Genomic DNA, 20,554 nt, shown 5'->3' on the forward strand with positions numbered 1-20,554 from the left:
AACCCGCAGCCTTAAGAAGCAGTATATTTCTTTATTACAAAGTACTTGTGATGAAGCAGTCATTTAGCCTAGCAAGAATACTTAAGACTGATGGAGTGCCATGGTGGGTGTCACAAATTATGATGTGGTTGTATTAGGGTCTGGACCTGCTGGAGAAGGTGCTGCAATCAATGCACGCAAACTGGGAAAGCGGGTTGCTTTAATTGAACAGCAGCAACAGCTTGGTGGTAACTGTACACACTGGGGGACTATCCCCTCTAAAGCGTTACGTCATGCTGTAAAAGAAATTATTAGTTTTAACACTAAGCCCATGTTTCGCGAGATTGGTGAGCCACGTTGGTTCAGCTTTCATAATGTACTGAAGAATGCAGAAAAAGTGATTGCGAAGCAGGTTAAGTCAAGAACTCAATATTTGGCCCGTAATCGCATTGATATTTTTTTTGGGCGGGCAAGCTTTGTTAATGAAAATACCATTGAGGTATTAGATCGAAATGGTACAGTCCAGCACCTGGAAACCAAGCAAACCATTATTGCTACAGGCTCTCGGCCTTACCGTCCTGCTGATATTGATTTTAGCCATCCACGTATTTATGACAGCGATACTATCCTGAGTTTAAAGCACACACCTCGCCGGATTGTGATTTATGGTGCAGGTGTTATTGGTTGTGAATATGCCTCTATTTTTAGTGGCTTAGGGGTAAAAGTCGACTTAATCAATACCCGCGATAAACTGTTGTCTTTTTTGGATGAAGAAATATCAGATGCGCTGAGCTATCACCTGCGACATATTGGGGTGGTGATTTGGAATAATGAAGAGTACGAAAAGGTTGAAGGGGTGGACGATGGTGTCATTATCCATCTTGGCTCTGGTAAACGCTTTAAAGCCGATGCCTTGCTGTGGGCCAATGGGCGGACAGGTAATACTCAGGGGATGGGCCTGGAAAATATTGGCTTAATGCCTAATAGCCGGGGCCAGCTGGATGTTAATGAACATTATCAGACGGTGTTAGAACATATTTATGCGGCAGGTGATGTGATTGGCTGGCCCAGCTTGGCAAGTGCTGCATTTGACCAAGGTCGTTCAGCCGCTGGTAATGCGGCAAGCACTGAGCAATGGCGATTTGTAAATGATGTACCTACGGGGATTTATACGATTCCTGAAATAAGCTCTATTGGTATGACGGAACAAGAGCTGACCTCGGCAAAAATTCCTTACGAAATTGGCCAAGCCTACTTTGAGGCGATGGCTAGAGCACAAATCAGTAATGAAACCGTCGGCATGCTAAAAATTCTGTTTCATCGTGAAACCCTGGAGATTTTGGGCATTCATTGCTTTGGTGATCAAGCATCAGAAATAGTACATATTGGTCAGGCGATTATGAGTCAGAAAGGCGAGGCCAATAGTTTACGTTATTTTGTTAACACCACCTTTAACTACCCAACAATGGCAGAAGCGTATCGAGTGGCCGCACTTGATGGGTTAAACCGTTTATTTTAAATATCGATAGGGCTGCACAGAGCTTACTCATTACCTACCATCAGTTCTCCAAATGAAGGTAACGAGTAGGCCAGTCGGTAATAATGCTATCAACTTTGCAGTCAAGCATGCGCTGTATATCCTCAGCCTCATTTACCGTCCACGTTGATACTTCCAGTTGATTGGTTTTAGCTTCCGCGACTAGGGTTGGATTACAACGTTTGTGGTAAAGCACCAAGAGTTGACAATTAAATGCCTGGGCTAAGCGAAGGGGGTGAGGATGATGTTCAATCACCGCACCCAGCCGATATGACCGATCGAGGCCTTGAATATAGTCTAAGCAGTGCCAAACTCCTGACGTGATGACGACATCACCACGAGGTTGATGATGCGCGAGCCACTGGTGAGCAGCCTCTGCAACAGCATAAGCCTCTGCCCGGTTGTCTGCTTTTAGCTCCAGTTGCAGATGTTCAATTTCAGGACATGCTTCAACCAGTGAACTTAGGGATGGAATCTGAGCAGATTGAGGCCATCCCTTAAGTCCATAACGGGCATCAAGCATTCTCAGCTGATCATAGGTGTGGGCAGCGACTCTTCCTTGTCCATTCGTCGTTCGGTTAACGGTGCTATCGTGGATAACCACTAATTGATGATCCTGACTCAATCTTAAATCAAGCTCAAAGTGGCGAACACCTTGGTCAATAGCATGTCGAAAACCTGTAAGGGTATTTTCAGGTGCCTCATTCCGAGCACCACGATGTCCAATAATCAGCATTACAAATAAAGGTTATGGATTACGATGAACGACGCTATGTAACACCTGCTGACGGTCAAAATACACAGTGAATTTGTCATATTCCCAACGAGTAATAGTCGGCTGGCCAACTGAGTGAGTGGCTTTAGGTTCACCAAACTGGTGACGTACCTGCTGCTCAGTTAAGCCGTGATGGGGAAGATCTCCCACCTGAGACTGTTGCTTTTGATCTGCTATGTTAACGGTTTCACCCCAGCAGCTAAGGCTTAAAAAGAGTGTAAGACTGCTAATCACTAATGACTTCATGATGAATACTCCTAGACAGATTGATCAAGCCTTGCCCGGCGTTGCTGGGCCTGGAATTGAATAACATGTTTCGCTAACAGTTGTCTATCACTGTCACTGATGCATTCAAATGTGATGTGGTTTGTGTAGGTTTTATTCGCTTCTTCACAAGATACAATCTGTCCTGATAATAGCATTCCTGCATAAGAAGGAAATAAAACAAGTTTTATGGCAATATACCCTCCCTTTGGTAAAGGTGCTGATGAGCTGAAGGCGATACCGCCTTCACTTAAGTTGACAGACTGGCGTGGCAATGAAGCAATGTCTTCACTGCAAGCGGCAATGATACGGCTGAGTAACTGAATACGGCGATCAATATTCTTTAGGTAATTCGCTACTTGGCGGTCTTGCTCGTGAATTGAACGTAATATTTGCTGTGATTCAGCTTCAATTGTCTGCATTTCAGTTATTAGTTGAAATTGCTCAGAAGTGTCACTGAAGGGAAAGGCTGCTGCACCAGGCGCAATGAGTTCTGGCATGAGTTGATACTCGATGGCAACAATGTCATCGATACGGAAGTAGTCGCGGTGATCTTGTGCATCGTCAGCCATAGCTAACCAAACCATTATTGTTCGTTTTTGCATTCAAGAATATCTGTTTTAGAGTGTAGCAGCCATTTATTGAGGGCTAAGGCAAAACTGCATGTTTAAACCATTACCATTGTTTATTGGGCTGCGATATACCGCAGCAAAGCGGCGCAATCACTTCATCTCGTTTACCTCGCTGATATCACTGATTGGCCTGGTACTGGGGGTGATGGTCTTGATCATTGTGTTATCTGTAATGAATGGCTTTGACCGTGAGTTGAAGCAGCGAATTCTCGGTATGGTCCCTCATGCAAAAATCACCAAGGTGTATGGCACCATCTCTGACTGGGAAAGCTTAATTCAGCAAATGGAAAACTCACCTCGGGTGATCAGTGCGGCGCCGTTTAATAATACTCAAGGCATGCTGACCAGTAATGGGCGTGTGCAGCCTGTTGCCATTTATGGGGTAGCACCAGACTATGAGCAAAAGGTTTCGATCGTTAATGATCATATGCGAGCGGGTAAACTGGCTGATTTAAAACCGGGTCAGTTTGATATTGTATTAGGTGATATCGTAGCGCGTAGGTTAGGGGCACAAGTAGGAGACAAGGTGACGCTGGTATTGCCTGATGCCTCTGTCAATCCGGCAGGTGTTTTCCCTAGGATGAAGCGCTTTAATGTGGTGGGTATCTTTGAAGTGGGTGCTGAACTAGATAGTTCGCTCGCCATTATACACTTTCAGGATGCTGCAAAGTTATTACGTATCAAGGAAGGCGTGCAGGGTATTCGCTTGAAAATGGTGGACTTATTTACTGCCCGAGAGGATGTTGGCAAGCTCGCAAACATGCTGCATGATCGTTATTACTATAGTGACTGGACCCGTACCCATGGCAGCCTTTTTCAAGCAATCCAAATGGAAAAAACCATGATTGGCTTGTTACTTACCCTGATTGTAGCGGTAGCCGCGTTTAATATTGTGTCTACGTTAGTTATGGTGGTAACCGATAAACAATCAGATATTGCGATTCTGCGTACGTTTGGCGCTAGCACCAAGACTATTATGGGGATTTTCATTGTCCAAGGTTCAGTTATTGGCGTTTCAGGAACGCTACTGGGAGTTATCCTGGGGGTTCTGGTAGGGGCCAATGTACCAGAAATAGTGGACTGGATTGAAAGGACCTTTGAAATACAGTTTTTAAGTGGTGATGTGTACTTTATCGATTATTTGCCTTCCCAATTACAGTGGAGCGATGTAGGTATTATTACTGTCGCTGCTTTGTCTTTAAGCTTTTTAGCAACTCTTTATCCTGCTTACCGAGCATCCCGTACTCAACCTGCAGAGGCTCTGCGTTATGAATAATCAGCATGTACTAGTGTGTCAACAGTTGGTTAAGCGCTATCAGGAAGGTCCTGCTGAGGTTGAGGTGCTCAAGAGAGTCAACTTACAGCTAAGTGCTGGTGAGCGAATTGCGATTGTAGGAAGCTCAGGTTCAGGTAAAACCACTTTGCTGAATCTTTTAGGAGGACTGGATACACCAACGGAAGGTGAAGTGTTATTGGATGGCCAGCAGATTAGTGCTATGGCTGAAAATGAACGGGGACAACTGCGTAACAGCAAGCTGGGATTTGTCTATCAATTTCATCACTTACTGCCTGAGTTCACTGCACTGGAAAATGTTGCGATGCCTTTATTAATGAGGCCTCAAGTTAAGATTAAAACTGTGAAAGAGCAGGCAACAGAGCTGCTGACCCGTGTCGGCCTAAGTCACCGGTTGGAGCATAAGCCCGGAGAGTTATCAGGAGGAGAGCGACAGCGGGTCGCTATTGCCAGAGCACTTGTGACAAAGCCTTGCTGTGTGCTGTTAGATGAACCGACAGGAAATTTAGATCAGCATACAGCACATACTATTCATGAGTTAATGCAGGAACTAAGTCAGACGACAAAAACAGCCTTTTTAGTCGTGACACACGACCTGGCCTTAGCTAATCAAATGGACAGGGTTTTAAAGCTGGTAGAGGGCGAGCTAATTGCTGCTTAGGATTTCAGCATAGAAAAAATATTTAACACCCGAAGCAGGCCTCTTTGAGGCTGCTTCTTACACCGGTTTAATTAGCTAGGCATCGTCTGAGGGAGACTGATACTGGCTGGGGTCAATGGTTTTTCCCAGAGATCGTTTATCAATGCGGCGGTTGCCACCAACCACTTCATAACGAAATACCACCATATCACCTACTACTACCTCAAGGGTTTGCTCTGCAGATAAATAGTTGTAGTTTTCCCCATCAACAGTCAGGGTATGAATATAATATTCTGGCATTCCTAACCATTCTTTATGAGGACCGTCAGTGTTAATGGCTTCCAAAATGCCTTTACCCTGACTTTTTTTCTTACCTTTACGGAAACCTTGGTAACCTTTTCTCATAACACTCAACTACATCAAATTGTTGGTTTAAATAAGCTAATCATTTTGTTGTCGCGTTTTACGTAGCTTTCGACTGTTCCAACTACGGGTGACATGCCAACGCCAGTAGAGGCGAATAGTTAAGTAGCTCACAGCACCAGAAAATAGTCCTGTAATAATAGAGCCAAAATAAAGTGGCTGCCAGATACGCCCAAGTTCATGCTCAAACCACTCAACAGTCATGGTGAACTCTATATCACTTACGGGTGTGCCCAATAAATAACAGCCAACTTTATAAGTGAAGTAAAAAATGGCTGGCATGGTGATGGGGTTGGTAATCCAAACCAATACAACAGATATGGGCAGGTTACAGCGAACAAACATTGCTAAAACACCCGCGACCAACATTTGCATTGGTATTGGTAAGAACGCACAGAAAATACCAACGAAGAAAGCACCAGCAACAGATCGTCGATTTAAATGCCATAAGTTCGGGTCATGAATTCGATCTCCAAGGTAGTGAAGAGAGCGGTTGTTTTTAATTTTTTCGGGACTGGGTAAAAATCGACGGATAAGTTTCTTTGGCATGAAAGGGCTCAACTAACCAAATACTGTCAAAAGCTGGGGTATTATGCCTGTAAAGTTAGCGCTGTACCAATATGTTACATAAAGTTCTACTGGCCTTTATTGCTGGCTGTATAGGTATTGGCTGTTTACCAGTACTGCCCAGTCTTCTAAGCATAGGCATTTTTACAGTTGCAGTCTGTATCTTGTGTGCATGTGTACGTCGCCGAATAATGCTTTGCCTGATAATACTGGCGGGGCTGCTAGGGTTACTACGTGGCTATAGTTTTGGTTATGGTGGATTAGCACAGCAATTACCGAAAAGTGCTGAGCAGCAAGTACTTCAACTTGAGGGAGAAGTGGTTGAAGTTCGACAGCGTAATCATCGCGTCCAAAAACTACTGATAAAAGTTCACGCGTTGATAGCACTCAAGCAGCCGATTAATCCCACACCTGAATATATTTTACTGAGTGATTATCAGGGCAAAGCCAGTTATCAGCCGACGGAAGTGTGGCGCTGGCGTGTAAAATTAAAACGTCCTCATGGTTTTGCAAGTCCTGGAGCATGGGACTATGAGGGGTATTTATTCCAAAAAAGAGTGGGAGCTGTAGGTTATATTCACCAGGCACAGCAACAGTTAACGCCTGCTGGGCATAAAGTTTCCTGGTTTCGCTGGTTTTGGCCTCAGTCTTGGCGTGACCATATGCCTCCTGAGGTTCATGGTGTGCTGACAGCTTTGCTGCTTGGTGATAAACAATATTTGCAAGGAAGTACTTGGGAAGTATTTCGCTCAACGGGAACAGCTCATTTGTTAGTTGTGTCTGGGCTGCATATTGGGTTGATGGCTACACTGGGTTGGCTGTTTGTTCATTGTATTGGGCGCTTTGTCAGCTGGCCATGGCAATTTATCTCACGTCCTCGCTGTGCAGCAATCGTTGCTTTGGCTTTTGCCTGTAGTTATGCACTGCTCGCCGGCTTTTCATTACCAACCCAACGTGCGCTTATCATGGTGGCTATTGCACTATCTGGGGTATTACTTGGTGTGAGGTTTAGACCCGTCACGCTGTGGTTGTCTGCCCTGGCAGGTGTGATTGCCTGGGACCCTTTAGCCTGGATAAGTAGTGGCTTTTGGTTTTCGTTTATTGCCACGGGTATTTTACTCTGGCGTTTTGCAAACCGACCAGGTAAACCTTCATGGTCTTTTCGGTATATATGGCCACAATGTGTTGTGATGGTGGCAGTGCTCCCCATACTGTATAGCCAAGGACAAAGCGTGAGCTGGCTAAGTCCTGTTATCAATATGCTTGCTATACCTTATCTTGGCTTAATTCTATTACCAATGGCTTTGTTAAGTGGCTTATTGACTTTTCTTTCGTTGCCCCCTGACTGGGCTGCTATGCCCGTATCTATTGCTACCCAGGGTTTGCTGCTTGGAATTCACTGGAGTGCTTCCTTAATTACGCCAAAACTAACAATACAGTTGCATGGATTACCCCTGATACTGGCTTGTTTAGGGGCATTGTGGATATTGTTACCTTCAGGATTCCCCGGCCGCTGGCTAGGCTGGTGCTGGTGGCTGCCACTTTTTTGGACACAGCCTGCTGGCGTTGCTCATGGTGGCTTACACTTGGCTGTTTTAGATGTGGGACAAGGCTTGGCTGTTGTGATTAAAACTGAGCATCATCTACTGGTGTATGACACTGGGAAAGCGTTTTCTCCAAGTTTTTCTGCTGCCAAAGCAGTGTTAATCCCATACTTGCAGCAGAAAGGCTGGTTGGCCGTTGATACACTGTTAATTAGTCATGGTGATTTAGATCACAGTGGCGGTATGAAGGATATTATTGAGCAGTTTCCTGTCAGCCGTGTTCTCTCTGGAACACCAGCGCAGCTGCAAACTGATACTTTAGATGTGGAAAAGTGCAAACCTGGACAGCATTGGCAGTGGGATAACGTAAGGTTTCAAATACTCGCAGGTGGAAACATGCACAGGCATGATAATAATGCCGCATCGTGTGTGTTGAAAGTATCTGCAGAAGGATTAAGCGTATTACTTCCTGGTGATATTGGTCAGACAGAAGAACACCGTTTAGTTGAGCAGTATGGTAATCAATTAAAGGCTAATGTGTTGATTGCTGCACACCATGGCAGTAAATATTCTTCATCTATGCTATTTCTTAAACATGTACAACCGACTTTTGTCGTATTTTCTGCGGGTTACCTTAATCCATTTAAACATCCTGCACCTGCAGTATTGAAACGAATTAATGTGTTAGCCAGCAAGGAATTCCAAACCAGTCGGGATGGAACGGTAGAGATAAATTATGATCCTGGACTGGAGTTAATTTCGACTTCATTTTATCGACGTGATGTACGGCATTATTGGTCTGAAAAAGTGAACTGGTAGGTATTCGGTCAAGGGATAGTTTGTGTTAGAGTGTGCGCAACGAAAATGAAGGGGAGAAGTCGTGTTCGAGATCATCAAAGCCGGTGGATGGCTAATGTGGCCAATCCTGATTTGTTCGGTGATGGCGTTGGCAATTTGCATTGAACGTATTTGGACATTACGTGCGACCAAAATTGCCCCCAAGCATACTCTAGCCTTAGTCTGGAAGTGGATCAAAAATAAGCAGTTAGATTCTAAGAAGCTTAAAGAGTTAAAAAGCAACTCTCCTCTTGGAGAAATTTTGGCGGCAGGTTTAGCCAACTCCAAGCATGGTCGGGAGATCATGAAAGAAAGTATTTCTGAAGCAGCTGCTCGTGTTATCCATGAGTTAGAGCGTTATCTGAATACCCTCGGAACGATTGCAGCCATTGCTCCGCTATTGGGCCTATTAGGAACTGTGTTAGGTATGATCGAAGTATTTAACCAGATTGGTGCTGCCAGTGCGTTAGGCAATGTTGATACCTTAGCGGGTGGTATTTCCAAAGCATTGATTACTACTGCTGCAGGTCTAACAGTTGCAATTCCTTCGTTAATGTTTCATCGGTTTTTTGTTCGTCGTGTGGATGAACTGGTAGTGACGATGGAACAGGAGGCCACTAAGTTAGTTGAGGTGGTTCATGGCGATCGTGAAGTGGACTATAGCGAGGTAGGAAAGCAGTGAAATTCCAGCGTCAGACCAGGGAAGATGTTTCCGTCAATTTGACGCCTTTGATAGACGTGGTTTTTTTATTGCTGATTTTCTTTATGGTCACGACTACGTTTACTAAAGAGTCTCACCTGGAAATCGATCTACCTGAAGCTTCAGGTAAACAAGTGGCTGAGCAACCCAAGCAGATAGAAATACTGATTAACCGGCAGGGAAATTACGCTGTGAATTCCCAGGCTCTCGTTAATAATTCTATAGCCACCATCAAAAATGCTTTGCAAAAGGTATCTAATGGAGACACTAGCTTACCTTTAGTCATTACTGCTGATGCGAACACCCCTTATCAAGCTGTAGTAACCGCAATGGATGCAGCAGGGCAAATGGGGTTTGTGCATTTGCGTGTAACCACGAAGCAAAAAGCAGAAGAGTCATCTCCATAATTAAAAGGGCTTTTAATAAGCCCTTTTAATTTTGTGCCGAGTTTTTTAATGTCAATAAAACAGTGCATAACTCAAGCCTGGTATCAGGGGAGTAAGTGGCTATATCCACTATACCCATTGAGTTATTTATTTAAATGTATTGCCCGCCAACGTCGAAAACGCTTCTTATCCTTGCCACCTCCTGCATTATCTAAACCCGTTATAGTTGTTGGAAATATTACTGTGGGTGGTACAGGAAAAACCCCTGTAGTGGCCGCTATTGTTCAGCAATTACAAAAGCAGGGTTTACAGGTCGGTATTATTAGCCGGGGGTATGGTGGCAGTGCTACACAGTACCCGTTGGATGTTAATGACCAAATAGACCCATTACTATGTGGTGATGAACCACTTATGTTAAGGCAAATGACAAAGGTACCTGTAGTGGTTGCTCCTTACCGGTATCAAGCTGCTCAATATCTAATACAACAGTATGCAGTAGATATTATTGTTGCTGATGATGGCTTACAGCACTATCGGTTGCCACGAGATATTGAAGTAGTTGTCATTGATGGACAGCGAGGGATGGGTAATGGTCACTGTTTACCTATGGGACCACTCAGAGAGCCCGTTGACAGGTTGCACTCAGTGGATTTTGTGATTTGCAATGGTGCTTATCAGCCAAAAAGCAACTTACCCGTCTCTGTATTTGAAATGCAGCTTAACCCGGTCAAGCTTTATAATTTAAAGACAGGTGAAGCATATGACGTTCATCATTGGCAGGGGAAAACGGTAGAGGCTGTCGCGGGCATTGGTAATCCCCACCGTTTTTTTGAGACACTGGATAATCTTGGCATTAAGCCTAGGAAGCATGTTTTTGCTGATCATCATCAATATAAGGTAGAGGATTTAGCATTTAACAGTGATCATCCTATTATTATGACCACCAAAGATGCCGTAAAATGCAGTGCATTTGCGAGTGAGCGTTGTTGGTGTCTTGTTGTTGAGGCTGAATTACCAGGGGCATTTTGGACATCATTTTTAGCTAAAACGGCTAGCCTTGCATAATCAGTGGTGTGGTAATGAACTTATTAATAGGTGTGGTTTTTCGAATGTGTGTAACGACTGATGTAACGTTTTTGGCTGGCAAGCAGATAATGAGCTAGTAAACAGGGGAGAGGAATGGATAAAAAACTATTTGAAATATTAGCCTGTCCACTTTGTAAGGGGGCGCTTTATTATGCCCGTGAGCAACAGGAATTAGTTTGCCGACAGGATGGACTCGCATTTCCTATTCGTGATGATATTCCTGTGATGCTTGAGTCGGAAGCTCGAACTTTGACAACTGAAGAGCGGCTTCAAAAAAAATAACAGCAAGATTGGTTTTATTAACTTTACTAGATTTGATGATATATGAACTCAACGGACTACACCGTTATTATTCCCGCACGCTATGCATCAAGCCGATTACCTGCCAAACCATTGGCAGATATTGCAGGAAAGCCAATGGTGCAGCGTGTTTATGAGCAAGCCTGTGCAAGTAATGCAAAACGTGTGGTTATTGCAACAGACCATCCTGATATCGTGGCTGCTGTTCAGAAGTTTGGTGCTGAAGTGTGCTTAACAGATGCTGACCATCCATCTGGCACTGATCGATTGCAGCAAGCGGCCAGTGAGCTAGGGCTGGATGATGATGCTGTTGTGGTTAATGTGCAAGGGGACGAGCCGCTTATTCCTCCAGCGTTAATCGACCAGGTTGCACATAACCTACGTAATGATCGTGATGCTGTGATGGCAACTCTTTGTCAGCCGATTACTGAGCTGGAAATGATGCTAAACCCGAATGTGGTGAAAGTAGTGACAGATGCCAAGCAACATGCACTATATTTTTCAAGAGCAGCTATACCATGGCCTAGAGATGAGTTTGCAGGCCAGCCACAAAACCTTCCTGCGGGCTTGCCCGTAGCCCATCATATTGGCATCTATGCTTATCGTGTTAGCCTACTCAATGATTTTGTTTCTTGGGGAAGTTGCTTATTAGAGCGAACAGAGTCATTGGAGCAGCTGCGTGTATTATGGCATGGTAAGAAAATTCATGTTGCACAAGCGCTGGTAACGCCACCACGAGGTGTGGATACAAAAGATGACTTGCTACGGGTTTGCCAGCTGTTAGGGGAATTGAATTGATTAAGGTGATGTTTGTTTGCCTGGGCAATATCTGTCGTTCACCCACAGCCCATGGTGTTTTTTTGCATATGGTGAAGAGAAAAGGCCTCGCTGACCAAATAGAGGTCATGTCAGCAGGGACCTCTGCCTACCATATCGGTGAGCAACCTGATACACGAAGTCAGCAAGTTGCTGCTGCCAGGGGTTATGATTTATCAATGATTCGGGCGCAACAGTTTATTCAGGAAGACTTTTTTTCAGCAAACTTTGTTCTGGCCATGGATAAAAGTAATTTAGCTTGTTTGCGTGAGCTGTGTCCTCAGGGGCACGAGCAGAAGTTACAGTTGTTTTTAAACTATGCAGGTGTGAATCAGCTAGAAGTGCCTGATCCTTATTATGGTGGTCCTGATGGCTTTAGCGATGTACTTGATCTTGTAGAGCAAGGTGCAAACGGGTTGCTTAAGCATATTTGTCAGCAGTACAGGATTCCATTGTGATAGGTCAGTTAACACTTAAACCTGCCTCCCTTAAGCCATGGCATACCCTAGGTTTTGATGTCAAGGCTAAAGGGATTGTTAATGTTTATAGTGAAGCGGATATTTTTCACGTTCTCTCTTTTGCTAAGCAGCAGGGCCTATCTGTCCTTCCTTTGGGGGAGGGTAGCAATACTATTTTTGCAAAAGATTTTGCGGGAATAGTGATGCGTGTTTGTATACAAGGACGGCGTATTGAGCTGGGAGTAGACGGCAGGTTAATGGTTTATGGCGCGGCCGGTGAAAACTGGCATAGCTTTGTACGTTGGACATTAGCGCAAGGCGCTTATGGTTTAGAAAATCTATCTTTAATTCCTGGCACTGTGGGTGCCAGCCCTATTCAAAATATTGGGGCGTATGGAGTAGAAGTTAAAGATGTGATTGATTGGGTGCGTTACATTGATATTGCTTCAGGTGAAGTCATACATTTGAGTGCGAGTGACTGCTTCTTTGGTTATCGAGATAGTATTTTTAAGCAACAGCTCAGAGATCAAATTGTGATTACAGAAGTTGCTTTTCGTTTGTCTTCAGTTTTTACGCCAAACCTGTCTTATGCAGGATTACAAGGCAGCCATGCCGCTGATGCTTTGCAGTTAAGTGATTATATTGTCGGTGTTCGAAAAGCTAAGCTACCAGATCCACAAACGTTAGGTAATGTGGGGAGTTTTTTTAAAAACCCAATTATCCCTGCAGAACATTACCAGGCGCTAAAGGAGAAATTCCCTAACCTAGTCGCTTATCCTGCTGAAGATGGATATTGGAAGCTGGCTGCTGGGTGGTTGATTGATCAATGTGGCTTTAAAGGCACGCGTAAAGGGAGTGTGGGAGTATATAAGCATCAAGCTTTGGTTTTGGTCCACTTTGGGGAAGGCTGTGTGGCAGATTTATTGTCACTTGCCTGGGATATTCAGCAACAGGTATGGCTACGTTTTTCCGTCAGAATGGAAATAGAACCCAGAATCTATCCTCAATAATCCTCTGTCTTAACGCAGCCAGATAAATAATGCTGCTGTCCCTTGAGTAAAACAAATAAAAGACTAAGAGCAACAGCAGGGTATTTCACCCTGCTGTTGCTTTTGATTATAAACTAAGCATCCCTTGATGCTTCTTCAACAGGCTCTGAAGGTGATACTTCTGATGCCTGTTTGGTTTGTGGTTTGGTGGTTTGGTAATCAACTACGGGTTCTAAGTTCATGACCGCAGAAGCACTTTTAGGTGGCTCTGTTGGCGTATGCAAAACTTCTGCTAAATCGGCAGCTAGATGAGTCGGTTTTGCACTAGGTGGTGTTGAGTCACCTTGTGCTGGTTGAGCTGAAGCACCGGTCTCTTGAGTAGCATTTGCAGTAGTATCACTAGCTGCCTGTCGCTGCTGTTTACGCTTGAGTCGAGGGTCGTTTAACGCTCTACCTCGGCGGCGTTTTGGCTTGCTACTGGCCTGAGTTTGCGCAGAAGCAGCTACAGATGACTCTGATGGACTCGCTTGTGATGTTGGTGTGGCTTCCTGAGCTGAGTTTGCCTTTGGTTCTGCTGCTTTAGTATCAAAGACTGAAATGACAGGCTTATCATCCTCTTTATTGCCTTCTACCTTAGGCGAGCTAGCAACTGGTTTGGCATCTTCTTTGCCTGAGGTTGCTTCAGACTTTGGCTCAATAATAGCGGATGACGCTACAGCTTGAGCTGGTGAGTCTGCTACTTGAGTAGCTGTTTGCTGTACGGTTTCCTGTGGCTGCTCAGCGGTGGCCTGCCTATGAGAAGGCGAGGGTTTTTGTTCCTCACTAGCAGGCGTCATGGTAGGCATCGCATTCTGCTTAACTTCATGAGCAGGTGCTTCGTAGGCAGCTGTTGCTGGTTTTGCCTGATTCGCATCCTGCTGCGATGTCTCTGAGCTTGGTGCTTGAGTAATAGCTTCTTGCTCTCTTTGGTTATCATCCTTTTGACGCTGAGAGGGGCGATTACTCTTCCTTTTTTGGGGTTGACTACTGTTGTTACCCCTGGGACGACGCTTAGGGTTTGTGTTGTCAGTGTAAGTTTCAGTGGCAACTTCGCGTTGCTCTATCTGAACAGGCGCTTCTGTAGCAACTTGTGTTTCCCGCTCCCGGCGCTTTGGATTACGTGGTTGAGATTTTCCACGAGATCTATCACCACGAGAGTCTGCTGAAAAATCTTTATTGCTAGCTCTTGGGCGGTCTTGATTATCTTGCTGACGAGAAGGCCGGCGACCACTTGGACGAGAGTCGCTCCTCTTGCCTTGAGGGCTGCGAGCTCTTCTATCTTCTTTTTGATCTAAGCTAGCGGGCTTTTCAGTAGGTGTTGATTCACCCGCAAACAAACCACTGATCGAACTCATGAGTGATTTGAACAGGCCAGGCTTGCTGGGTACAGGGGCTGGTTGAACAGGAGCAATATTTTTTACTACTGCTTCCTGGCGAACAGCTCGTCCGGCACTGAGCTCAATGCTTTCTGTCTCAATTTGGGGTTCTTGCTCGTAATTGAGCTCATTTTCACCTTGGCCTACTTGATCTTCACGTAGACGTTGGACTTCAAAGTGGGGTGTTTCAAGGTTAGGGTTCGGTATGATGATAACCTGAATAGCATTACGAGACTCAATATCGGCAATCGCAGCCCGCTTTTCATTCAGCAAGAAGGTAGCAACAACCACTGGCACCTGGGCGCGTATTTCGGCTGTGCGTTCTTTAAGCGCTTCTTCTTCTAAGACCCGAAGGATTGCTAGAGAGAGAGAGCCTACATCACGAATAATGCCTTGACCGTTACAGCGGGGGCAAACCACACCACTGGTTTCGCCAAGAGAGGGCCGAAGTCGCTGACGGGACATTTCCATTAAGCCGAAGCGCGAAATACGACCGACTTGGACGCGGGCGCGATCCATTTGCAGAGAGTCACGCATACGGGATTCAACTTCACGCTGATTGCGCAGTGGTCCCATATCTATGAAATCGATAACAACTAAGCCACCAATATCCCGCAGTCGAAGTTGACGCGCAATTTCATCTGCGGCTTCAAGGTTTGTCTGCAGGGCGGTTTCTTCAATATCACCACCACGCGTGGCGCGGGCAGAGTTGATATCAATGGAGACAAGCGCCTCAGTAGGGTCTATCACAATAGAGCCACCTGAGGGTAATTTAACTTCGCGCTGGAATGCAGTCTCTATCTGGCTTTCTATCTGGAAGCGGTTGAATAGTGGAATCGAGTCCTGGTAGAGCTTAATACGATTACGGTATTGAGGGATGACCTGTTCAACAAATCTTAATGCATCACTATAAACAGCTTCATCATCGACTAAGACCTCACCGATATCATGGCGCAGATAGTCACGGATAGCACGAATGATGACATTGCTTTCTTGATAAATCAGGAACGGTGCAGGCTGTTTTTGAGCTGCATCTTTAATCGAGTTCCAAAGATGGAGGAGATAGTCTAAGTCCCACTGTAATTCATCACGGGTACGTCCCAAGCCGGCTGTGCGAACTATAACGCCCATTTCTGATGGAATATTCAGTTGACTCATTGCTTCACGAAGCTCAGCCCGCTCTTCACCTTCAATACGGCGGGAAATACCTCCAGCCCGAGGGTTGTTTGGCATAAGCACGAGGTAGCGACCAGCGAGGCTGACCAATGTGGTGAGTGCTGCACCTTTGTTGCCGCGCTCTTCTTTATCTACCTGGATAATAACTTCTTGGCCTTCAGACACTACATTACGTATGTTAATGCGTCCCTGAATTTCATGCGGTTGCTTGGCAAAGTATTCTCGAGATATTTCTTTTAAAGGCAGGAAACCATGACGCTCAGCGCCAAAGTCTACAAATGCAGCTTCTAAGCTGGGCTCAATACGAGTAATGCGTCCTTTGTAAATATTGGCTTTTTTTTGCTCCCTTGCTCCAGACTCAATATCTAAATCATACAAGCGCTGCCCATCAACTAGCGCAACACGCAACTCTTCACGTTGAGTTGCATTAATTAACATTCTCTTCATATGGTTTGTAGTACCAATTATAGTTGCAACGCCATGAGCATCACATTGGCACCACCTATCATTGTTTTATTGTGAAGGTGCTATTTTAGGCCGCGCTCAGAAAATTAGGCTTTCTTAATGCTGAAGCGAGGTTAGCAAATTTATTCGGTCTAACGTCCCATTTTGCAGATGCGTTGTGCGGCTTAGTGATATGTTGAAAGCCGCTGCAATTACCTGGCAAAAAGCCAATCTCCCACGTAGGTATGTGATTTATACGATTACATATGTGTTTGCGTCAGGATGATTGGGCGTCGCCACCTTTCACATATAAAGGCTGATATGTGGGCACATGTAAACTCAAGGCCCAGTGTTAAACTTAACGTATCAACAGTTATGTAACGATACGCCATTAATTGTATGTCTTGATGACTAGTTCAAATGGCATGAACAAATAGTGTGTATTGCCATTAATACGGTCAAGACAAAAAAAATTGCTGCTTTGCACCATTAAATGTTTGACTTTTGGCGCATTATTCCGATTATAGCAGGTCGCGAACTATATCAGTAATTCGTAAGTGCTTCAATCTGCTTAAAAACTATTACACTATTATTATGAGTAATGATTCAACTCTACATGCAGTAACTGCTGCTGCCTTTAGTCAAGTCCAGCACCTGGTCGTCACGGAAGAGTATGCCGGTCAGCGTATTGATAATATGTTAAAGGTCCTTTTGAAAGGGGTTCCTTTAACACACATCTATCGACTTCTACGTAAAGGTGAAATTCGTGTAAATAAATCGCGTATCAAGGCGCACTACCGGTTAGCACCAGGGGATCAGCTTCGACTTCCCCCGATTCGTGTTTCTGACTCAAAAGAAAAGCAGCCAAAGGCAAGGCCACTTCAACTGCAGCAAATTGAAGATGCCATTATTTATGAAGATAGTGGGCTGCTTGCGATCAATAAACCCTCAGGCTTTGCAGTGCATGGTGGGAGTGGTATTAAGTTGGGTGTCATTGAAATTCTCAGGCAGTTGCGGCCACAGTGTAAGGTGCTTGAGCTGGTGCATCGATTGGATCGTGATACTTCGGGCTGTTTATTGATTGCCAAAAAGAAAAGTGTGTTACGGCATCTTCACCAGCAGCTACGAGATGATCAGGTGCATAAGGTGTATCATGCGCTGGTTGTGGGTCGCTGGCCTGCACGAAAAAAAATGATTAATGTGCCGCTGCAGAAAAACACATTGCAGTCTGGTGAACGCATGGTGAAGTCCGATAGTGCGGGTAAGCCATCCTCAACAGAATTCCGAGTGTTAACACGTTATAAATCGGCGACCCTGATGGAGGCGAAACCTATAACCGGACGAACCCATCAAATACGGGTTCATTCACAATATGCTGGGCATCCAATTATTGGGGATGAAAAGTATGGGGTGGAGGAAGTGAATAGCACTATGCGCGGCATAGGCATTAAGCGTCTTTTCCTTCATGCAGCAGCCATCACCTTTATCTTGCCCGAAACAGGTAAGCCCTTTACCATATCCGCCCCACTACCTGATGACTTGCAGAAAGGTTTGAGTTGTTTGCAATGAAGTCCTCTTATCAAGCTATTATTTTTGACTGGGATGGTACGTTGCTAGATTCAACGTTAGCCATTGCTGAGAGCCTGAAAGCCGCAGCTACCGATTTACAGCTGCCCGTGCTTTCCAGAACTGACTACCAGAATATTATTGGGTTAGGGCTAGCAGAGGCCTTGCAGACGTTATACCCCGATTTGTCTGGTGAACAGTGGCAGGTTGATATGCGAGAGCGCTATAGCTATTACTTCCGCCAGTGGGAGCAGCAACAGTTAGCTTGTTTTGAGGGAGTTGTCCATGGGTTGCCAAGCCTTAGGCAAGCCGGTTTTGCTTTGGCTGTCGCTACAGGTAAAAGTCGCCATGGTCTAAATCGAGCATTAGCAGCAAAAAACTGGGATGACTTATTTGCGGTGACACGGTGTGCTGATGAAACTCATTCTAAACCCCACCCTCAAATGCTATGGGAAATTCTAGAGGTTCTTCAGCTTGACCCTCAGCAAGCGCTTATGGTGGGTGATACTGAGTTTGATATGGCAATGGCGTCAGCTATTGGTATGGACTGTGTGGCTGTCAGTTATGGTGCTCATCATCTGGATCGGCTGTTGAAATATCAGCCTGTTCTCTGTGTTGACCATTTTAGTGAGCTTGTTGTGTGGCTACATGAAAGGGCCTAGCGCTTTAATATTGCATTATAGGGTGTTGAGATGACAGACAGTACAAACAGACCTGACTCCGAAAATAAGCCGTGGCGAGAGGAAGAAAGCTCACCAGGAGCTGATGAGGCATCTGCTGTGGCTAAGCCTGGACATGAAACATCTACTATCAAAGAGACGGATTTGGGGCAAAATAGTCAAAGAGCAGGTGGTGGAAATAAAGAGTGGCAGCTTATTGAAGGTTTAGTGGGTGGCATCTTAGTTGAGAAACGTCGTACTCGACGTTGGGGAATATTTTTTAAATTACTGACATTTATTTATCTTTTTGTCTTGCTTTATTTGTTTACCCTGGGTGGTATTAGCAAAGATGCAATGGTCAAGTCAGGTGATCATACAGCGCTGGTTGAAATTAGTGGTGTCATCGCTGCTGATGAGGCTGCTAATGCAGATAGTATTGTGACGGGGCTGCGTGCTGCGTTTAAAGATAAGCACACTAAAGCTGTAATTTTACGTATTAATAGTCCTGGTGGTTCCCCCGTGCAAGCGGGCTATGTTTATGATGAAATTAAGCGTCTGCGTGGCTTGCATCCAGATATTAAAGTTTATGCAGTGATTATGGATCTGGGCGCATCAGGTGCTTATTACATTGCTGCTGCTGCGGATGAAATATATGCAGATAAAGCCAGTCTGGTAGGTTCAATCGGTGTTGTGGCTTCTGGCTTTGGCTTTGTTGACGCTATGGATAAAGTAGGTGTCAGTCGCCGGGTGTACACGGCAGGAGAGCATAAAGGTTTCTTGGATCCCTTTTTGCCGCAGAACAACTCAGAAACAGAATTCTGGCAGACGGTACTTAATACCACGCACCAGCAATTCATTGACAGTGTTAAAAAAGGGCGGGGTGAGCGACTTAAAGATGACCCTAAACTCTTTAGCGGCTTGGTTTGGTCAGGTGAGCAAGCGCTTTCCCTAGGCTTGATTGATGGCCTTGGTAGTGCCAGTTATGTCGCCAGAGATATTGTTAAGCAGGAAAATATTGTTGACTTCACTCCTCAGGAAAATCCCTTTGAGCGCTTTGTTGAAGGATTAGGGGCAAGTATGGGGAATGCCATCAGTAACAAGCTTGGCTTATCTCAAGAAATGAAGTTGCGCTAGTAGAATACCAAACTGCTTGCAATAGCCTTTAACTGCTGTTTGGTGTTGCAAGCAATTATTGTTTTACTCTGTTGTTAATAATTGCTTATTTTTGCAGTAACAATGGATTAACCCCAAATTCCTTTAGCAGGCTGACCAGTTGAATAAGTGGCAGGCCAATCAGGGTGTTTGGATCTTGGCTGTTGATATACTCAAATAAAGCAATCCCAAGCCCTTCGCACTTAAAGCTTCCCGCGCAGTCTAGAGGCTGCTCCTGTTCTATATAATCCTGTATTTCTTGATCTGTAAGTTCGCGAAACTTTACGACCACAGGCTCCACAACGGTTTTATGTTGCTGTAGCTTGCTATCCAGAACGCATAGACCTGTAAAAAAGGTTACCTGACGCCCTTGACAGTGTTGCAGTTGACTAAATGCGGTGGTCTTGTCTAGCGGCTTGGTAAGAATCTGATCATCAAGCGCTGCAACCTGGTCTGAACCAATAATCAATGCTTCAGGATGCAGAGGTGACAGAGCATAGGCTTTGGCGGTTGCTAATCGATAAGCAAGCTGACTGGCAATTTCACCCTGTTCGGGTTGTTCATCGATATCAGGTGCGCAGGCGGTGAATGAAATATTGAGACGTTGCAGTAACTGCTGTCGATAGCGAGAGGATGAAGCAAGAATGATGGACTTGGAGGGTGGTGAAGTAGCATTCATAGACTATAGGGAGCTATTAATAGAAATGTAGTCATGCGCAATTTAGCTAAAAAAATTACACTACGCGCGTGAGTTTTGTTTATGCTGCATAATAACAACGCGATGCTCGACTTTTATTAGTTTGAAATGACAACCCCTGACCCCAACCTTTGTTTTGCCGAAACAAATTCAAAGGGACAGGGGATGTCAGTAGAAGAGTTTATCATAGCAGTTTATTGCTGGGTTGATGATACCTT

21 protein-coding genes are annotated in these 20,554 nt (G+C 44.9%); 14 read left to right on the forward strand and 7 right to left on the reverse strand.

The window, feature by feature from the left end; translation table 11 throughout:
* Positions 1-103: 103 nt before the first annotated feature.
* Complete coding sequence (sthA, locus tag F607_RS0110145) at positions 104-1,498, forward strand: Si-specific NAD(P)(+) transhydrogenase (protein ID WP_027708007.1); 1,395 nt, start codon at positions 104-106, stop codon at positions 1,496-1,498.
* A 40-nt stretch (positions 1,499-1,538) separates the two neighbouring features.
* Here sthA and F607_RS0110150 read toward each other — a convergent pair whose 3' ends face one another.
* Genes F607_RS0110150 through F607_RS0110160 form a run of 3 tightly spaced genes read right to left on the reverse strand, consistent with a single transcriptional unit; the run spans position 1,539 to position 3,160 of the window.
* Positions 1,539-2,252, reverse strand: a complete 714-nt coding sequence (locus tag F607_RS0110150) for a glycerophosphodiester phosphodiesterase (RefSeq protein ID WP_027708008.1) — start codon at positions 2,250-2,252, stop codon at positions 1,539-1,541.
* A gap of 12 nt (positions 2,253-2,264) precedes the next feature.
* The gene (locus tag F607_RS0110155; RefSeq protein ID WP_038290906.1) at positions 2,265-2,537 is read right to left on the reverse strand and encodes a hypothetical protein; all 273 of its coding nucleotides are present in this window, start codon (positions 2,535-2,537) and stop codon (positions 2,265-2,267) included.
* A gap of 11 nt (positions 2,538-2,548) precedes the next feature.
* On the reverse strand, positions 2,549-3,160 hold the full coding sequence (locus F607_RS0110160; RefSeq protein WP_051311265.1) for a PilZ domain-containing protein: 612 nt from the start codon (positions 3,158-3,160) through the stop codon (positions 2,549-2,551).
* Between the two features lie 58 nt (positions 3,161-3,218).
* On the opposite strand from F607_RS0110160, the gene F607_RS0110165 reads away from it, so the two are divergent.
* The gene (locus F607_RS0110165; protein ID WP_027708011.1) at positions 3,219-4,463 is read left to right on the forward strand and encodes a lipoprotein-releasing ABC transporter permease subunit; all 1,245 of its coding nucleotides are present in this window, start codon (positions 3,219-3,221) and stop codon (positions 4,461-4,463) included.
* Positions 4,456-5,142, forward strand: a complete 687-nt coding sequence (lolD, locus tag F607_RS0110170) for a lipoprotein-releasing ABC transporter ATP-binding protein LolD (protein ID WP_027708012.1) — start codon at positions 4,456-4,458, stop codon at positions 5,140-5,142. Before F607_RS0110165 ends, lolD begins: the two co-directional genes overlap by 8 nt.
* A 75-nt stretch (positions 5,143-5,217) precedes the next feature.
* Here lolD and F607_RS0110175 read toward each other — a convergent pair whose 3' ends face one another.
* Entirely contained in the window at positions 5,218-5,526 is a 309-nt protein-coding gene (locus tag F607_RS0110175; protein ID WP_027708013.1) for a hypothetical protein, read from the reverse strand.
* Positions 5,527-5,562: 36 nt separating this feature from the next.
* Positions 5,563-6,093 (reverse strand): DUF2062 domain-containing protein, encoded by a 531-nt coding sequence (locus F607_RS0110180; protein WP_027708014.1) that lies wholly within the window; start codon positions 6,091-6,093, stop codon positions 5,563-5,565.
* Between the two features lie 71 nt (positions 6,094-6,164).
* Between F607_RS0110180 and F607_RS0110185 the strand changes: the two genes are divergently transcribed.
* From F607_RS0110185 to murB, 8 genes are all read left to right on the forward strand, one after another.
* Positions 6,165-8,474, forward strand: coding sequence for a DNA internalization-related competence protein ComEC/Rec2 (locus tag F607_RS0110185; protein WP_027708015.1), 2,310 nt, complete (start codon positions 6,165-6,167; stop codon positions 8,472-8,474).
* 61 nt (positions 8,475-8,535) lie between these two features.
* Positions 8,536-9,174: a MotA/TolQ/ExbB proton channel family protein gene (locus F607_RS0110190; protein ID WP_027708016.1), complete on the forward strand. Its 639-nt coding sequence runs from the start codon at positions 8,536-8,538 to the stop codon at positions 9,172-9,174.
* Positions 9,171-9,599 carry an ExbD/TolR family protein gene (locus F607_RS0110195; RefSeq protein WP_027708017.1) on the forward strand — a complete coding sequence of 143 codons (429 nt, stop codon included), beginning with the start codon at positions 9,171-9,173 and terminating at the stop codon, positions 9,597-9,599. The genes F607_RS0110190 and F607_RS0110195 overlap by 4 nt, the downstream gene beginning before the upstream one ends.
* 48 nt (positions 9,600-9,647) lie before the next feature.
* Complete coding sequence (gene lpxK / locus F607_RS0110200) at positions 9,648-10,643, forward strand: tetraacyldisaccharide 4'-kinase (protein ID WP_038290910.1); 996 nt, start codon at positions 9,648-9,650, stop codon at positions 10,641-10,643.
* 114 nt (positions 10,644-10,757) lie between these two features.
* On the forward strand, positions 10,758-10,946 hold the full coding sequence (locus tag F607_RS0110205; protein ID WP_027708019.1) for a Trm112 family protein: 189 nt from the start codon (positions 10,758-10,760) through the stop codon (positions 10,944-10,946).
* Positions 10,947-10,988: 42 nt separating this feature from the next.
* Positions 10,989-11,762 (forward strand): 3-deoxy-manno-octulosonate cytidylyltransferase, encoded by a 774-nt coding sequence (kdsB, locus tag F607_RS0110210; RefSeq protein ID WP_027708020.1) that lies wholly within the window; start codon positions 10,989-10,991, stop codon positions 11,760-11,762.
* 8 nt (positions 11,763-11,770) lie between these two features.
* On the forward strand, positions 11,771-12,238 hold the full coding sequence (locus F607_RS0110215; RefSeq protein ID WP_038290917.1) for an arsenate reductase/protein-tyrosine-phosphatase family protein: 468 nt from the start codon (positions 11,771-11,773) through the stop codon (positions 12,236-12,238).
* On the forward strand, positions 12,235-13,248 hold the full coding sequence (gene murB, locus F607_RS0110220; RefSeq protein ID WP_027708022.1) for a UDP-N-acetylmuramate dehydrogenase: 1,014 nt from the start codon (positions 12,235-12,237) through the stop codon (positions 13,246-13,248). The genes F607_RS0110215 and murB overlap by 4 nt, the downstream gene beginning before the upstream one ends.
* A 113-nt stretch (positions 13,249-13,361) precedes the next feature.
* On the opposite strand, the gene F607_RS29060 is transcribed toward murB, so the two are convergent.
* Positions 13,362-16,265, reverse strand: coding sequence for an Rne/Rng family ribonuclease (locus tag F607_RS29060; RefSeq protein ID WP_211233622.1), 2,904 nt, complete (start codon positions 16,263-16,265; stop codon positions 13,362-13,364).
* 591 nt (positions 16,266-16,856) lie between these two features.
* Here F607_RS29060 and rluC point away from each other — a divergent pair.
* Genes rluC through F607_RS0110240 form a run of 3 tightly spaced genes read left to right on the forward strand, consistent with a single transcriptional unit; the run spans position 16,857 to position 19,621 of the window.
* The gene (rluC, locus tag F607_RS0110230) at positions 16,857-17,831 is read left to right on the forward strand and encodes a 23S rRNA pseudouridine(955/2504/2580) synthase RluC (protein WP_027708023.1); all 975 of its coding nucleotides are present in this window, start codon (positions 16,857-16,859) and stop codon (positions 17,829-17,831) included.
* Positions 17,828-18,490, forward strand: coding sequence for an HAD family hydrolase (locus tag F607_RS0110235; protein ID WP_027708024.1), 663 nt, complete (start codon positions 17,828-17,830; stop codon positions 18,488-18,490). Before rluC ends, F607_RS0110235 begins: the two co-directional genes overlap by 4 nt.
* Positions 18,491-18,520: 30 nt before the next feature.
* On the forward strand, positions 18,521-19,621 hold the full coding sequence (locus F607_RS0110240; protein ID WP_084611189.1) for a S49 family peptidase: 1,101 nt from the start codon (positions 18,521-18,523) through the stop codon (positions 19,619-19,621).
* An 85-nt stretch (positions 19,622-19,706) separates the two neighbouring features.
* On the opposite strand, the gene F607_RS0110245 is transcribed toward F607_RS0110240, so the two are convergent.
* A complete protein-coding gene (locus F607_RS0110245; protein ID WP_027708026.1) occupies positions 19,707-20,318 on the reverse strand; it encodes a Maf family protein in 612 nt (203 codons plus the stop codon).
* Positions 20,319-20,554 lie beyond the last annotated feature (236 nt).

The sequence above is a fragment of the Zooshikella ganghwensis DSM 15267 genome (genome assembly GCF_000428585.1).
Classification (GTDB): domain Bacteria; phylum Pseudomonadota; class Gammaproteobacteria; order Pseudomonadales; family Zooshikellaceae; genus Zooshikella; species Zooshikella ganghwensis.

Coding starts and splice junctions, on each gene's coding strand:
- F607_RS0110180 (WP_027708014.1), bottom strand. CDS start 6,093: ATGCCAAAGAAACTTATCCGTCGATTTTTACCCAGTCCCGAAAAAATT.
- F607_RS0110235 (WP_027708024.1), top strand. CDS start 17,828: ATGAAGTCCTCTTATCAAGCTATTATTTTTGACTGGGATGGTACGTTG.
- F607_RS0110155 (WP_038290906.1), bottom strand. CDS start 2,537: ATGAAGTCATTAGTGATTAGCAGTCTTACACTCTTTTTAAGCCTTAGC.
- F607_RS0110160 (WP_051311265.1), bottom strand. CDS start 3,160: ATGCAAAAACGAACAATAATGGTTTGGTTAGCTATGGCTGACGATGCA.
- F607_RS0110150 (WP_027708008.1), bottom strand. CDS start 2,252: ATGCTGATTATTGGACATCGTGGTGCTCGGAATGAGGCACCTGAAAAT.
- lpxK (WP_038290910.1), top strand. CDS start 9,648: ATGTCAATAAAACAGTGCATAACTCAAGCCTGGTATCAGGGGAGTAAG.
- lolD (WP_027708012.1), top strand. CDS start 4,456: ATGAATAATCAGCATGTACTAGTGTGTCAACAGTTGGTTAAGCGCTAT.
- F607_RS0110205 (WP_027708019.1), top strand. CDS start 10,758: ATGGATAAAAAACTATTTGAAATATTAGCCTGTCCACTTTGTAAGGGG.
- F607_RS0110175 (WP_027708013.1), bottom strand. CDS start 5,526: ATGAGAAAAGGTTACCAAGGTTTCCGTAAAGGTAAGAAAAAAAGTCAG.
- F607_RS0110240 (WP_084611189.1), top strand. CDS start 18,521: ATGACAGACAGTACAAACAGACCTGACTCCGAAAATAAGCCGTGGCGA.
- F607_RS0110185 (WP_027708015.1), top strand. CDS start 6,165: ATGTTACATAAAGTTCTACTGGCCTTTATTGCTGGCTGTATAGGTATT.
- rluC (WP_027708023.1), top strand. CDS start 16,857: ATGAGTAATGATTCAACTCTACATGCAGTAACTGCTGCTGCCTTTAGT.
- F607_RS0110245 (WP_027708026.1), bottom strand. CDS start 20,318: ATGAATGCTACTTCACCACCCTCCAAGTCCATCATTCTTGCTTCATCC.
- F607_RS29060 (WP_211233622.1), bottom strand. CDS start 16,265: ATGAAGAGAATGTTAATTAATGCAACTCAACGTGAAGAGTTGCGTGTT.
- F607_RS0110165 (WP_027708011.1), top strand. CDS start 3,219: ATGTTTAAACCATTACCATTGTTTATTGGGCTGCGATATACCGCAGCA.
- kdsB (WP_027708020.1), top strand. CDS start 10,989: ATGAACTCAACGGACTACACCGTTATTATTCCCGCACGCTATGCATCA.
- F607_RS0110215 (WP_038290917.1), top strand. CDS start 11,771: ATGTTTGTTTGCCTGGGCAATATCTGTCGTTCACCCACAGCCCATGGT.